Source organism: Roseomonas indoligenes (genome assembly GCF_017813365.1).
Taxonomy (GTDB): domain Bacteria; phylum Pseudomonadota; class Alphaproteobacteria; order Acetobacterales; family Acetobacteraceae; genus Roseomonas; species Roseomonas indoligenes.
In genome coordinates this window covers 49180-62226 of sequence record NZ_JAGIZA010000016.1, presented here as the reverse complement: position 1 = coordinate 62226, position 13047 = coordinate 49180, and the positions used below count along the sequence as shown (strand labels likewise).

At 70.9% G+C, this 13047-nt stretch carries 16 protein-coding genes; 11 read left to right on the top strand and 5 right to left on the bottom strand.

Going from position 1 to position 13047, the window contains the following annotated elements; all coding sequences use genetic code 11:
- Nucleotides 1–67: 67 nt before the first annotated feature.
- From J5Y10_RS21355 to J5Y10_RS21345, 3 genes are all read right to left on the bottom strand, one after another.
- Nucleotides 68–1087 (bottom strand): chemotaxis protein CheB, encoded by a 1020-nt coding sequence (locus tag J5Y10_RS21355; protein WP_209376141.1) that lies wholly within the window; start codon nt 1085–1087, stop codon nt 68–70.
- Nucleotides 1084–1860 (bottom strand): Crp/Fnr family transcriptional regulator, encoded by a 777-nt coding sequence (locus tag J5Y10_RS21350; RefSeq protein WP_209376140.1) that lies wholly within the window; start codon nt 1858–1860, stop codon nt 1084–1086. Before J5Y10_RS21350 ends, J5Y10_RS21355 begins: the two co-directional genes overlap by 4 nt.
- A gap of 113 nt (nt 1861–1973) precedes the next feature.
- A complete protein-coding gene (locus tag J5Y10_RS21345; RefSeq protein WP_209376139.1) occupies nt 1974–2324 on the bottom strand; it encodes a hypothetical protein in 351 nt (116 codons plus the stop codon).
- 175 nt (nt 2325–2499) lie between these two features.
- Between J5Y10_RS21345 and J5Y10_RS21340 the strand changes: the two genes are divergently transcribed.
- The 9 genes from J5Y10_RS21340 (at nt 2500) to J5Y10_RS21300 (ending at nt 9375) form a co-directional block, all read left to right on the top strand.
- Nucleotides 2500–2727, top strand: coding sequence for a DUF3606 domain-containing protein (locus tag J5Y10_RS21340; protein WP_209376138.1), 228 nt, complete (start codon nt 2500–2502; stop codon nt 2725–2727).
- A gap of 223 nt (nt 2728–2950) precedes the next feature.
- Complete coding sequence (locus tag J5Y10_RS21335; RefSeq protein ID WP_209376137.1) at nt 2951–4153, top strand: CaiB/BaiF CoA transferase family protein; 1203 nt, start codon at nt 2951–2953, stop codon at nt 4151–4153.
- Entirely contained in the window at nt 4150–5313 is a 1164-nt protein-coding gene (locus J5Y10_RS21330; protein WP_209376136.1) for an acyl-CoA dehydrogenase family protein, read from the top strand. The genes J5Y10_RS21335 and J5Y10_RS21330 overlap by 4 nt, the downstream gene beginning before the upstream one ends.
- Nucleotides 5310–5711 carry a MaoC family dehydratase gene (locus J5Y10_RS21325; RefSeq protein ID WP_209376135.1) on the top strand — a complete coding sequence of 134 codons (402 nt, stop codon included), beginning with the start codon at nt 5310–5312 and terminating at the stop codon, nt 5709–5711. Before J5Y10_RS21330 ends, J5Y10_RS21325 begins: the two co-directional genes overlap by 4 nt.
- Nucleotides 5712–5715: 4 nt before the next feature.
- Nucleotides 5716–6159 (top strand): MaoC family dehydratase, encoded by a 444-nt coding sequence (locus J5Y10_RS21320; RefSeq protein ID WP_209376134.1) that lies wholly within the window; start codon nt 5716–5718, stop codon nt 6157–6159.
- Complete coding sequence (locus J5Y10_RS21315; protein WP_209376133.1) at nt 6156–7079, top strand: dihydrodipicolinate synthase family protein; 924 nt, start codon at nt 6156–6158, stop codon at nt 7077–7079. The genes J5Y10_RS21320 and J5Y10_RS21315 overlap by 4 nt, the downstream gene beginning before the upstream one ends.
- Complete coding sequence (locus tag J5Y10_RS21310; RefSeq protein WP_209376132.1) at nt 7076–7372, top strand: DUF4286 family protein; 297 nt, start codon at nt 7076–7078, stop codon at nt 7370–7372. The genes J5Y10_RS21315 and J5Y10_RS21310 overlap by 4 nt, the downstream gene beginning before the upstream one ends.
- A gap of 52 nt (nt 7373–7424) precedes the next feature.
- Nucleotides 7425–8330, top strand: coding sequence for a LysR family transcriptional regulator (locus J5Y10_RS21305; RefSeq protein ID WP_209376131.1), 906 nt, complete (start codon nt 7425–7427; stop codon nt 8328–8330).
- A gap of 184 nt (nt 8331–8514) precedes the next feature.
- A complete protein-coding gene (locus tag J5Y10_RS21300) occupies nt 8515–9375 on the top strand; it encodes an ABC transporter substrate-binding protein (RefSeq protein WP_209376130.1) in 861 nt (286 codons plus the stop codon).
- A gap of 269 nt (nt 9376–9644) precedes the next feature.
- Here J5Y10_RS21300 and J5Y10_RS21295 read toward each other — a convergent pair whose 3' ends face one another.
- A complete protein-coding gene (locus J5Y10_RS21295) occupies nt 9645–10538 on the bottom strand; it encodes a dihydrodipicolinate synthase family protein (RefSeq protein ID WP_209376129.1) in 894 nt (297 codons plus the stop codon).
- An 11-nt stretch (nt 10539–10549) separates the two neighbouring features.
- Complete coding sequence (locus J5Y10_RS21290; protein WP_209376128.1) at nt 10550–11497, bottom strand: dihydrodipicolinate synthase family protein; 948 nt, start codon at nt 11495–11497, stop codon at nt 10550–10552.
- A 142-nt stretch (nt 11498–11639) separates the two neighbouring features.
- Here J5Y10_RS21290 and J5Y10_RS21285 point away from each other — a divergent pair, with 142 nt between their 5' ends.
- Complete coding sequence (locus tag J5Y10_RS21285; protein ID WP_209376127.1) at nt 11640–12665, top strand: LacI family DNA-binding transcriptional regulator; 1026 nt, start codon at nt 11640–11642, stop codon at nt 12663–12665.
- The gene (locus tag J5Y10_RS21280; protein WP_209376126.1) at nt 12665–13045 is read left to right on the top strand and encodes a tautomerase family protein; all 381 of its coding nucleotides are present in this window, start codon (nt 12665–12667) and stop codon (nt 13043–13045) included. Before J5Y10_RS21285 ends, J5Y10_RS21280 begins: the two co-directional genes overlap by 1 nt.
- The last annotated feature ends 2 nt before the right edge of the window (nt 13046–13047 follow it).

Below are 13047 nucleotides of genomic sequence, written 5' to 3'. Positions count from 1 at the left end.
CCCTTTCGGGCCCTGTCTGTCCGCCACCTATATCCGCTCCCGCGGCCCGGCTCTATGTCCCCGGCTCCTAGGTCTCCAGATCCTCGGCGGGCCGGGCCATCCGCAGGTCCATCGTCACGGCGCGGCGGAGGGTGGCGGCGTAGCCCGCATACTCGGCGGCCCGCGCCTCGTAGAGCTCGGCCACGGCCCGGCGCCCGGTCTCCCGCGCGTCCTTCGCCATGCGGGCCACCAGCTCCACCCGCTCCTCCATCACCCGCATGGCGATCCGCAGCGCGTCGCCCACCCCCGCCTCCTGGGAGGCGACGATGGCCTCGGCCGTGAAGGCGTGGCCGATCTGGCAGCGGTAGCGCAGCGGCCCGCCGCCCTTCACCTCGGAGAGGACGCCGTGGCAGTGCGGGCAGGTGAGGGGGGCGGGATCGGCCAGGCTGCGGAGCTGATCGGACCCCAGCCGGCGCCCGATGGCGATCGCCACCTCCAGCTCCAGCTCGGGGGCGGGCGGCAGGGACGGCCCGGCCGGCGTGCCGGCGATCGACGCCAGCATCCCCGCCAGCTCCTCCGCGCGGCCCACCGCGTCCGCCTCCACAGCCTCCAGCGCCGCGCGCGGCATGTCGCCGGCCTCCGCGTCCAGCGGGTGCTGTGCCATGGCGGTGCCGCCCATGGCCTTGATGGCGTAGAGCCCGGAGGCGCCGTCGTTCAACAGCCCGCTCAGCACCAGCCCCACGGCACGCGGCCCGTAGGTGAGGGCGACGGAGCGGAACAGCGGGTCGATGGCCGGGCGGGTCATGTTCTCCCGCGGGCCCGTGCCCAGCACCACGGCGCCGTCCACCGCCAGCAGGTGGCGGTTCGGCGCGGCCACGATCACCTGCCCGGGCTCGATGGGCTGCCCGTCCACGGCCTGGCGGACCGGGATGCGGCTGCGCAGCGCCAGCGTCTCCGCCAGGTGGACGGGGCCGTTGCTCGGCATGTGGGTGGTGATGAGGATCGCGGCGGGGAAGTCGGCCGGCAGTTCGATCAACAGGCGCCTCAGGACGGCGCCGCTGCCGAGGGATCCCCCGATAGCGACGACATCCCGCTGTGCGGCCGTCATGCCCAGATGCGGCCGGTCAGCTCGGGCGGGCAGAGGGTGGAGACCCGGGGCGGGGCGTAGTTCCCGAGATCGGCGAGGCGGGTCGGGTCCAGCAGCTCCGCCTGCCCCTTGTCCAGCCGGAGGAGGCGCAGGCGCCGCAGCTCCTGCAGGGTGCGGTTCATGTGGACGGTGCTGAGGCCCAGCGTATCGGCCAGGATCTCCTGCGTCAGCGGCAGGGGGAAGCTGGTGCGGCCCGTCATGCCCACGGCCGCCAGCCGGTCCCGCAGCTCCAGCAGGAGGTGGGCGGTCCGCTCCAGCGCCGTCTGGCGCCCCAGCCGCATGAGGTGGTCCAGCAGCCCCGCCTCCGCCTGGGCCGTCCCGAGCGCGAAGGCGGTGGCCAGGGCGGCGTGGCGGTCCGGATCCTCCCGCAGGGCGGTCATCACCGGCTCCAGCTCCACCGTCTCGACCGGCGTGAGGGCGAGGGTGGTGGAGACGGCCAGGGCCGAGGGCGTGGTGCTGGTCCCGATGCAATCGCCCGGCAGCAGCAGGCGGAAGATCTGGCGGCGGCCATCCTCCAGCGTCCGCACCGCACCGGCCCAGCCGCTGCGGATCAGGCGGGCCCGCAGCGGGGCGCCGTGCTCGCCGATCTCCTCGCCGGCGGGGGAGGATCGGACATGTCTGCCCAGCCCGTCCAGCAGGAGCATGTCGAGCGGCCCGAGGGGCATGAGCCCACCCAGCCGGCGGGCGAGAAGGTCACCGTGGGAGAAGGACCGGATCTGCGGGGCTATGGACAAGATATCTAACTCCAGGAAGCTCGCGTGTAGCTCTCCGACACGTTCTCGCACGTTTTGCAGGCCACCCGGCTAAGCTGTGTGTGACACCAACGCGTGTGCAACGATTTCGCGTCTCAACCGGACAGGCGCGCCAGCAGGCGCTGCTGCACCATCGTGAAAAATTCTTGCGCTAGCCGCATATCCTGAGAGGCTGCATGGGCCGCCAGCCTGACGAGGTCCTGGCGGAGCGCCTCCGCATCGATTGACTGGCCTGCACCGGAAACGGCCGGCACCATCCCGGCAGGAGCCTCACGGCCGCGCATTTCGGCGAAGACGCGCTGCGTCTCCAGCATGCAGCGCAGGAGGTCCTGCGCGGTGGGCACCAGGTCGCTGCCCTGCCGTTCCAAGCGGGTGATGATGTCTCTCTGCCGCAGGATTCGATCCTCCGCATCGAGAATCAGGCGGCTCGGCTCATGGACTGACATTCTCGGACTCATGCGGGCGTGACTTCTTTATTAGTCGTAATGATCTGGACAGGTTGGCAGGGTGGCACAACGCCGTGAGAAAGACCTCACGCAAATGCGATCCGTGGGAATAACGCCGGACAAGGCAGCGCCACGGCGCCTGACCGTAATTTCGGGCATGGGGAGGAGAACGGCCATGAGCGAGGCCCGCCGAGGCAAGCCCGCGGATCGCGATCACATCGACCTGGGCGATCCCTACTGCGTCCAGCACTGGGCGAGGAGCTTCGGGATCACGGAGCTCGACCTCGCCATCGCCGTGCACCGGGCCGGCCCGCTGGCGCGGGACGTGGCCCTGGTCCTCTGCCAGCCCATGCCCGGCGCCCTGGACCGGCCTTACGCGGCCGGCGCCGACAGGACGGGCTGAGGCCGCTTCCGGTTCCCGCGGTCCGACCGCGGTGGCCGGGGTGACCGCTGGCACCCCGGCTCGGGGCGAGCACTTCGCCCTCGCCCGGAACCCAAGGGAGCATTGCCTCCGCCTATAGCCCCGCCCCGTTTTCGAATGGCCCGGCCCCTTGGGCGCCGGGCCGCGCCCCGCCATCCTGCCGCCCGTCCCGCCAGTCGGGTCTTTTCCAGGGGTTGGGCGTCGGATGGATCTTCTCGCCGGCATCAGGGTCGTCAGCTTCAACCACTTCCTTGCGGGGCCGCTGGGCGCGCAGATCCTGGCGGATCTCGGCGCGGACGTGATCGCGCTGGAGCCGCCGGAGGGGGCGTTTCACCGCAACTGGGCGGTGGCGAACCACTTCGTGGGCGGGCAGAGCGTCAACTTCCTCTCCACCGGTCGCAACAAGCGCAGCCTCGCCGTGGACCTGAAGAGCCCGGGCGGGCGCGAGGTCGTCGCGCGGCTGCTGCAGGGGGCCGACGTGGTGATGGAGAACTTCCGCCCCGGCACGATGGAGAAGCTCGGCCTCGGCTACGAGACGCTGCGCGAGACCAACCCGCGCCTGATCTACGCCGCCGCCTATGGCTACGGCTCCTCCGGCCCCTACAAGGACCGGCCGGGGCAGGACCTGCTGCTCCAGGCTCTCTCCGGCCTCGCCGCCCGCACCGGGCGTGCGGACGGGCCGCCGACGCCGGTGGGCGCGGTGGTGGTCGATCAGCACGCGGCGATGATCTACGCCATGGCGATCCTGGCAGCCCTTTTCGCGCGGGAGCGGACGGGGAAGGGGCGGCTGGTGGAGGTGAACCTCTTCCAGGCCGCGCTGGACCTGCAGACGGAGGCGCTGACGGCCTGGGTGAACGGCGCGCGCGCGGCCTCCCCGCGCGGGCCGGGCGGCATCGCCTCCTGGTTCAGCGGCGGGCCCTACGGCATCTACGCCACGAAGGACGGTCACCTCGCGCTGTCCATGTCCCCGCCCGGCGTCATCGGGCAGGCGCTGGAGGTGCCGGAACTCGCCGCGATGAGCGAGGGCGACGCCTTCGCCCGGCGCGAGGACATCGCGCGCCTCGTCACCGAGCGGCTGCCGCAGCGATCGACGGCGGAGTGGCTGCCAGGGCTGGAGAAGCACAAGGTCTGGCACGCGCCGATGCAGGACTACGAGGACCTGCAATCCGACCCGCAGCTGCAGCACCTCGGCGCCTTCATCACCACGGACGGCGCGACCGGCCATCCCGTCACCCTCATCTCCCACCCCGCCCGCTACGACGGGGAGGTGCCGCGCGTGCGCCTCGTCCCCCAGCCCCTCGGTGCGCAGAGCCGCGACATCCTCGCGGAGCTCGGCTTCTCGCCCGAGGAGATGGAGGGGATGAAGCGCGACGGCGCCGTGAACTGGCCGGAAGGGCCCCAGGCATGATCGACTTCTCCATCCCCGAGGACACCCGCCTCCTCACCGAGACCGTGCGCCGCTTCGTGACGCAGGAGGTGCAGCCGCTGGAGGCCGAGGTGGAGGCGCTGGGCGAGGTGCCCGCGGACAAGCTGCGCGCCCTGAAGGCCAAGGCGCAGGAGCTCGGCCTTTTCGCCATGAACATGCCGGAGGACGTGGGCGGCGGCGGCCTCTCCGTGCTGGAGATGTGCCTGGTGGAGGAGGAACTGGGCAGGACCAGCGACGCCCTCATCCGCCGGGTCTTCGGCCAGGTCTATCCCATGCTGCTGGCCTGCAAGGGCGAGCAGCGGGAGAAGTACCTGCTGCCCACCGTGGCCGGCGAGAAGATCGTCGCCATGGCCATCACCGAGCCCGGCGCGGGATCGGACGCCGCCTCCATCAGCACCACCGCCCGGCTGGACGGCGACGAGTGGGTGATCGACGGCACGAAGCACTACATCAGCGACGGCGACATTGCCGACTACACCATCGTCATGGCCGTGACGGACCGCGAGAAGCGGGCGCGCGGCGGCATCACGCTGTTCCTGGTGGACAAGGACACGCCCGGCTTCACCGTGGCGCGCAAGCAGCCGATGATGGGGCACCGCGGCTACGGCCACGCGGAGCTGGCCTTCAACGAGTGCCGCATCCCGAAGGACGCGATTCTCGGAGAGCTGGGCGGCGGCTTCAAGCTCATCATGAGCAGCGTGTCGGGCATCCGCCTCGGCCACATCGGCGCCCGCTGCGTCGGCATGGCCGGGCGCGTGCTGGAGATGATGCGGAGCCACGCGACGGAGCGCCGCCAGTTCGGCCAGCCCATCGGCGAGTTCCAGATGGTGCAGGCCATGATCGCGGACAGCGCGGCCGAGATCTTCGCCGCCCGCATGATGGTGCTGAACACCGCCTGGGAGATCGACCGGAGGAACGACCCGCGCGACAAGGTCTCCATGGTGAAGTTCTACGCCTCCGAGATGCTGGGGCGCGTGGCGGATCGCGGCATCCAGCTTTTCGGCGGCGCCGGCTACAGCAAGGAACTGCCGCTGGAGCGCATCGCGCGCGATGCCCGCGTCACCCGCATCTATGACGGAACCTCGGAGATCCATCGCATGCTCGTCGCCCGCGGCGTGATGAAGAACGGGCTCTCGCTGTGAGCGAGGTGGCCATCGGCACGCGGGTCGCCTTCCGCAAGACCCTCACCAGCGCGGAGCAGGCGCTGTTCACCGGTATTTCCGGCAATCTCGGCGCCCTCTACGTGGACGCCAACCGCGCCAAGGCGGAGGGCGCGCCGGGGATGATCGCCTTCGAGCTGGTGATCGGCGCGCTGGCCACCACCTGCCTGTCCCGCATCGGCGGGCCGTCCCGCCGCATCGGCCGGATGGATCTGCGCTTCCTCGCCCCCGTGCCCGTGGGCGGCAGCGTGGAGGCGGCTGCGGAGGTGACGGCGGCGGAAGGCGGCAGGCTGACGCTGCGCCTCATCGGCACGCTGGACGGCGCCGGCGCGGTGATGGAGGGCGAGGCCGAGTTGCTGCCCTTCCGCGCGGCGGCCTGACGCCATGTATGACCTGAAGCCCTTCGACAGCCTGTCCGTCGGCGACCGCGCGGTGATGACGAAGACCGTCACCGAGGCGGACGGTGCCCTCTACATTGCGGCGACAGGCGATTTCGGCCCGGTGCACGTGGATGACGGCTATGCGGCCGGCACGCGCTTCGGCAGGCGGCTGGCGCCCGGCATCATGGTCGCCGGCCTCTGCACCAGCGTCCTCACCGCCGAGCTGGCCGGCACCATCGGGGTCTCCATTGAGGACCGCTTCTGGTTCACCGGCCCGGTCTTCTACGGCGACACCCTGACCGTGGAGGTCTGGATCGCCGAGAGCCACCCGGACACCCGCACCATCGTCTGGGAGGGCAGCTGCCGGAACGAGGAGGGGTTGGAGGTGCTGAAGGCCCGCGCCACGCTGAAATATCCCCGCCCCAAGCCCGCCCAGGTGGCCGCATGAACGCCGAGCGCTTCCACGGCCTCTACGCCTCCATCATCCTGCCGATGCGGGCGGATGGGGCGATCGACGAGGCCGGGCTGACTGCCCATGTCCGCACCGTCCTGGCCTGCCCGGGCATGCACGGCCTGCTCATCAATGGCCATGCCGGCGAGAACGCCTTTCTGACGCGGGAGGAGATGCGCCGCGTTATCCGCCTCTGCCGGGAGGCGGCCGGAAAGGCCCCGATCGTGGCGGGCGTGATCGCCGAAGCCAGCGCCGCCGCCGCCATCCAGGCGCAGGATGCGGCGGCCGAGGGCGCGGATGCCATCATGGTCTTCGCCCCCTTCTCCTGGGGCCTCGGCGTCGATCCCCGCGTGGTGCTGCGCCACCATCAGGCGATCCACGACGCGACCGACCTCCCTCTCTTCCTCTTCCAGGGCCATGTCCGCTCCGGCGGGCTGCACTTCCCGCCCGATCTGCTGAAGGACCTGCTGCGCTTGCCGAAGCTGGTCGGCATCAAGGAAGGCAGCTGGGATTCCGCCGCCTATGACGAGACCCGCCGCGTGACGGCGGAGACCCGGCCGGATGTCGCGGTGATGGCCTCGGGCGATGAGCACCTCTTCGCCTGCTTCCTGGCCGGCTCCGCCGGCAGCCTCGTCAGCCTCGCGGCCGTGGTGCCGGAGATGGTGGTGGCGCTGGACCGGGCGGTGAAGGCGGAGGACCTTCCCGCCGCCCGCGCCCTGCATGAGCGCCTGGCGCCGCTGGCCAAGGCGATCTACGGCACCGCCCCGCCGGGCCTGGCCACCCCGCGCCTGAAGGCCTGCCTCAACATGCTCGGCCGCCTGCCCGTCCCCGTCTGCCGCGCCCCGCTGCCGATGTTGGAGGCGGCGGAGACCGACGCCCTGCGCGCCGCCCTCGTTCATGCCGGGGCAATGCCGTGAGCGGGGCGCCCTGGCTGCACATCGTCCGCGTGGACGTGGACCCGGCGGTGGAGGAGGAGTTCAACCGCTGGTACGTGGAGAACCACATCCCCGACCTGCTGGCCTGCCCGGGCTGGCACTCCGCCCGCCGCTACACGGTGGATGACGGCGGCCCCCGCTACGCCGCCGTCTACGAGATCGCCGGTCCCTGGGTCTACGACACGCCGGAATTCCACGCGGTGAAGGGCTTCATGCACCTCACCCCTCATATCCGGAACTTCCAACGCCAGGTTCTCGCACCCCTGGGCACCTGAAAACCGGCCCTTTTCCTGCTACCATCCCCCGGTTCGCCCCGGGGGATGCGCCATGCTGAATCTCCGCCAGCTCGAGATCCTGCGCGCCGTCATGCGGCTGCGCACGACCGTGGGCGCGGCGCGGGAGATCGGCATGTCCCAGCCCTCCGTCTCCAACGCCATCAAGAACATGGAATCCCACCTGGGTTTCCGCCTGTTCCACCGGGTGAACAACCGGCTGATCCCCACGGAGGAGGCCACCAGCCTCTTTCTCGATTCCGAACCTCTCTTCCTCATGTTCCAGGGCATACGCCAGAAGGCGGGCGACCTGCGGACCAGCCGCATCGGCCGCCTGCGCCTGACCACTACGGCGGAACTCTCGGAATCCCTCGTCCCCGCCATCCTCCGCCGCTTCGTCCCGCACCATCCCGGGGTCGCCATCTCCATCGAGACGCGGCCGATGATCGAGATGCTGGACGCGCTGGAGGCCGGCATCACCCATCTCGGCCTCGTCATGGAGCCCGACCCCCGCCCGGGCATCGAGACCCGCCCGCTGCGGGAATTCGACATGGCCTGCGTCCTGCCGGGGGAAAGCCCCCTCACGGCCCTGCCTTTCGTCACCCCTCAGGATCTGCAGGATATCACCCTCATCGCCGCGCCTGCCGGCAGCCGCGTCCACAACCTCGTCGCGGACGCTTTTCGCCGCGCCAAGCAGCCTTTCACGCCCTCCATCGAGGTGCGCTTCATGAACACCGGCGTCAGCCTGGTGGAGCAGGGCATCGGCGCCACGGTGGTGGACCCGCTGACCGCCGCGGCCGGCGCCGCGGACCGCATTGCCATCCGCCCCTTCCGCCCGGCGGTCCCCATTACCGTCCACGCCGCCCTGGCGCGGGACAAGCCGCCCTCCCGCCTCGTGCAGTCGTTCCTGCGGCACGCTGGGGAGGTGGTGCGGGAGGCCTTTCCGGAAGTGCCGGCCTAGGGCGCACCCGCGGGGCCAAAAGGAGAGGCAAGGCCCCGCCCTATTCACCACGCACTTACCCCCGCCCCGTGTTCTGATAACGAAAAGTCTTCGGCGCGCGATGGGCTGGGCCCAGACTTGCATCAGGCCCACGCGGCGGCGTGACGCATCCCCTGTCACGGCGCGACGAACCGGAGACCCGACGATGCGACACCGCACGCGACTGAAGCTCGCGCTCGCCCTCCTCGCCGCCCCCTTGCTGCCCTTCGCCGCCGGTGAGGCCCAGGCCCAGGCCTGCACGCCGGTCGCGCAGATCCAGCCGAGCCAGCTCGTCACGGCGGGCAAGCTGCAGCTGGCCATCAATCCCACCCTGCCGCCGCAACAGTTCGTGGACAGCCGCGGGGAGCTGCAGGGCATCAACATCGAACTGGGCCAGGAGATCGCCAAGCGCCTCTGCCTGGAGCTGCAGTTCATCCGCATGGACTTCCCGTCCATGATCCCGGCGCTGCAGGCCGGCCGGTTCGACGGCATCCACACCGCGATGTTCTGGACCGAGGAGCGCTCCCGCGTAGCCTACATGGTGCCCTATGCGCTGCAGGCGATCAGCGTCGGTCTGCCGGCGAACAGCAGCCTGCAGGTGAACAGTCCCGACGACCTCTCCGGCAAGGCCGTGGTGATCGAGGTGAACACCTACCAGGAGCGCTGGCTCCGCTCCGTCAGCGAGGACCTGGTGAAGCGCGGCAAGGCCCCGATCACCATCCGCGGCTTCACCACGGCGACGGAGGCGATGTCGGCCCTGCGCGCCGGCCAGGGCGACGCCGCCGCGCTGCTGGACTACATGGCCGTGGACATGACGAAGCGCGGCATGATCCGCACCGTGCTGTTCCGCCTGGGCGGCGCGCCCAGCGCCATGGCCTTCCGCCAGCGCCCGGTGGCGGAGGCCGTGGCCGCCGCGCTGGAATCCATGCGCAAGGACGGCAGCTACGGCGCCCTGTTCGAGCGCTACGGCCTGACGCCGCAACCGGCGGATCAGCCCTTCGCGATCCGTGGGCCCGGGCCGGGCTGAGCGTGGTTCGGGCGGCCCCCAGGGGGAAGAAGGAATTCTTCCCCCTAGAACCCCCATCATCTTTTTCTCTTGGGCTGCCGCGGGATGCTCGCCTGCAGCCCGCCTGAGGTCGATGACCTCAGGCGACTGACACGGCCAGCTGAGCTGCCACGGGTTCGAAGATCCCACCGGTTATCGCATCCGCGGCAGCCCGATGCAGGTCCAGGAGGCTCAGCCTCCTGGCGGAGGGTCTCAGGGAGGCAGAGCCTCCCTGGGGCCAAGCGCGAGCGTCAGGCGGCCTGGCGGAAGCCCAGGTCCAGCATCCGCACGATGTCCCGCGCCATGGCGTCACGATCCGCCGGAAGGGGCAGGCGCGGCGGGCGCGGGTTGCCCACGGGGAAGCCCATGTGCCGCAGCAGCGCCTTGCTGCCGCCCACGTAGTACTGACCGCCCACAAACTCGATCAGCGGCAGGTAGCGCAGGTAGAGGTCGCGCGCCTCGCGGATCTTCTCCTCGTCGGCCACCAGCTCGAAGAGGCGGGCCAGCGGGCCGGGCGCGATGTTGGAGGCGACGGCCACCCAGCCCTGCGCCCCTTCCACGAAGGATTCGAAGCCGAGGATGCCGCCGAACACCGTCATCCTGTCGCCGCAGAGCCGGATGATGTCGCGCACCCGCGTCACCTCCAGCGTCGACTCCTTGATGTAGAGGCAGTTCGGGATCTCGGCGATCCGCGCGACGAGCTGCGGCTTAAGGTCCACATTCGCCGTTGCCGGGTTATTGTAGACCATGACCGGGATGCCGATGGCGTCGCCGATCGTCTTGTAGTGGTGGACCAGCTCGTCATCGGTCGGCGTGGAGTAGAAGGGCGGGATGATCATCACGCCGTCCGCACCCAGGGCTTCCGCGCGGCGGCTGAGGCGCACGGATTCGCGCGTGTCCTCCGCCCCGGTGCCCACCAGCACGGGCACGCGGCCGGCGGCCTGGCGGATCACCGTCTCCGCCACCGCCACGTGCTCCTCGTCGGAGAGGGAGAGGAACTCGCCGGTGGAGCCCAGCGGGATCAGGCCGTGGATGCCCTGCTCGATCTGCCAGTCCACGAAACGGCGCAGCGCCGGCAGGTCCAGTTCGCCCCGCTCGTCGAAGGGGGTGATCATCACGGTATAGGTGCCGCGGAAGGTCTTCATCACGTCTGTCCTCAGGCGGCCATCTCGGCGGCGGGAAGAAGGCCGGCGGCGACCAGCGCGCGCCGGATCTCCTCCCGTTCCCCGGCCTCGATCGGCAGCAGCGGCGCGCGGGGCGCCGGGTTGGGCATCAGCCCCATCAGGTTCAGGGCCGTCTTCATGCGGTTGTGCATGTCCAGCGCCGGGCGGCGATAGAACACGCGCACCAGGGGGCGCAGGCGGCCATTCGCGCGCCGGGCCGCCGCGAGGTCGCCGCGCGCGATAGCCTCATGCATCTCGGCAAGGATGCCCGAGGCCACGCTGCCGATGCCGGAGAGGATGCCGTCCCCGCCGAGCGCGAGGGAGGCGAGCAGCCAGGAGTTGTTGCTCGTCAGCATGCTCACCTTGCGGCCGCAACCGGCGAGCACCAGCAGGTTGTCCTCGTAGGAGGAGACGACGTCGCTGCCCTCCTTCACCGCGATGATGGAGGGCACCTCGCGCAGCAGCCGCGCCAGCAGATCCGGTGCGTAGCCGAGTCCGGCGGGGCGGGAGAGCTGGAAGACGATGATCGGCAGCGCCGCCGCCTCGGCCACGGCGTGGAAGAAGCGCAGCACCATGTCCGGCCGCACCTCCGCGCCGCCGGCGAAGAGCAGGGGCGGGAAGAGGAGGATCGCGTCCGCCCCGGCCTCCCTCGCGTCGCGCGCCAGGTCGCAGGCGGCGCGCGGGTCCTCCGTCACGATGCCGGCTACCACGCCCGTCGCCTCACCCGCCACCTCATGCGCGATCTGCACCACGCGCTTGCGCTCGGACCGGTCGAGCGAACCCGTCTCGCCGGCATGCCCGTTCACCACCAGCGCGCGCACGCCCGGCGTGCCGGCAAGCTGCCGCAGATGGGCGCGCAGCGCCGCCTCGTCGATGGCGCCGTCCCGGTCGAAAGGGGTGAGCGAGGCAGGCCAGATGCCGCCGATGCCGGTCAGGTCCAAGGGGGTCGTCCCTTCGCAAGTGCCGCAAACGTTTGCGGATGCACTAAAACGGATCAGGTAGGGTGTCGTCAAAGGAAGTTTTCGCCGAGGTGCCCAGAAATCGTGCTTGCTTCCGCAAACGTTTGCGGAGCAAGGTCGCGCCATGCAGACGCAGGTGACGCTTCGGGACGTCGCGCGGGCCGCCAAGGTGTCGGTCAGCACGGCCTCGCGCGCGCTCGCCGGCGGCGGGCTGACGAGCAAGAGCACGGAGGCGCGTCTCCAGCGCATCGCGACGGAACTGGGCTATCGCCCCAACACCCTCGCCCGCGGGCTGAAGACGCGCACCACGCGCCTCGTCGGCCTCGTCGTGCACAACCTCACCAACGCCTCCTTCCGCGTGCTGGCGGAGGTGGTGCAGCGCCGCCTCCGGGCGGAGGGCTACCAGGCCCTTCTCTGCATCACCGCCGATGACCCGGAGCAGGAGGCGGTGACGATCGAGACTCTGACCGACCAGCGCGTGGACGGGCTCATCATCTGCCCCACCGGGCGCAACGGCGCGCTGCTCGCAGTCCTGGAAGCGAATGGAACGCCCGTCACCTGCGTCGTCCGCCGTGACGAGACGGTGGAGCTGGAGACCGTCCTCGCCGCCGATCCGGAGGGTGCCTTTGCCGGCACGCGGCACCTGCTGGAACTCGGCCATCGCCGCATCGGGCTCATCGTCGGCCGGCAGGAGACCACCTCCGGCCGGGAGCGCCTTTCAGGTTACCGCCGTGCGCTGGAGGAAGCGGGAATCCCCTTCGACGCCTCCCTCGTCCATGCCGGGCGCTACGAGCCGGAGACGGGGCTGGCGGGCTGCCGGCAGTTGCTGGACAGGGATGACCGGCCCAGCGCGCTGTTTGCCGCCAACCACGAATCCTCGCTCGGCGTGCTGCGCGGCCTGGCGGAGCGCAACATCGTCGTGCCCGACGACATCTCCCTCCTCTGCTACGAGGACGTGCCGGGCTTCGCCTGGCAGCGCCCCGCCATCAGCGTGGTGGACAGCGGCGCCAACGCCATGGCCGAGCTGGCCGCCGACCGCCTGCTGCAGCGCCTCCGCCCCGGCGCCGCACCGCCCGCCGCGACCGCCCGCGAGTACCGCATCGGCGCGCGGCTGATCCAACGCCAATCCTGCCGTCCGGTGGCCCCCTGATGCCCTATGTCGAGATCCTCGCCCCGCCCATCCTCGCGGAGGGGCGCCAGAAGGTGGCCACCGCCGTCACGGACGGCCTCTGCGATGCCTTCTCCGTCGGCCCGGAGACGGTGACGATCTACTTCCTGGACATCGCGCCCGGCGCCTATGCCCATGCCGGCACGATGGGCGCCCTGCCGGAGGAGCAGCGCATCTTCGTGAAGGTGCACGCCTATCGCCGCGGCATCCCGGAGCGCCGCAAGGCGGCGGCGGCCCTGACGGAGCCGCTGGCCACCCTCTACGGCACCACGGCCAAGACCCTCGCCGTCTACTTCTTCGACCGCGCCAGGGATGAGGTGGCCCATGCCGGCCTTCTCTCCTCCGACGCCGAACCCGCCTGAGA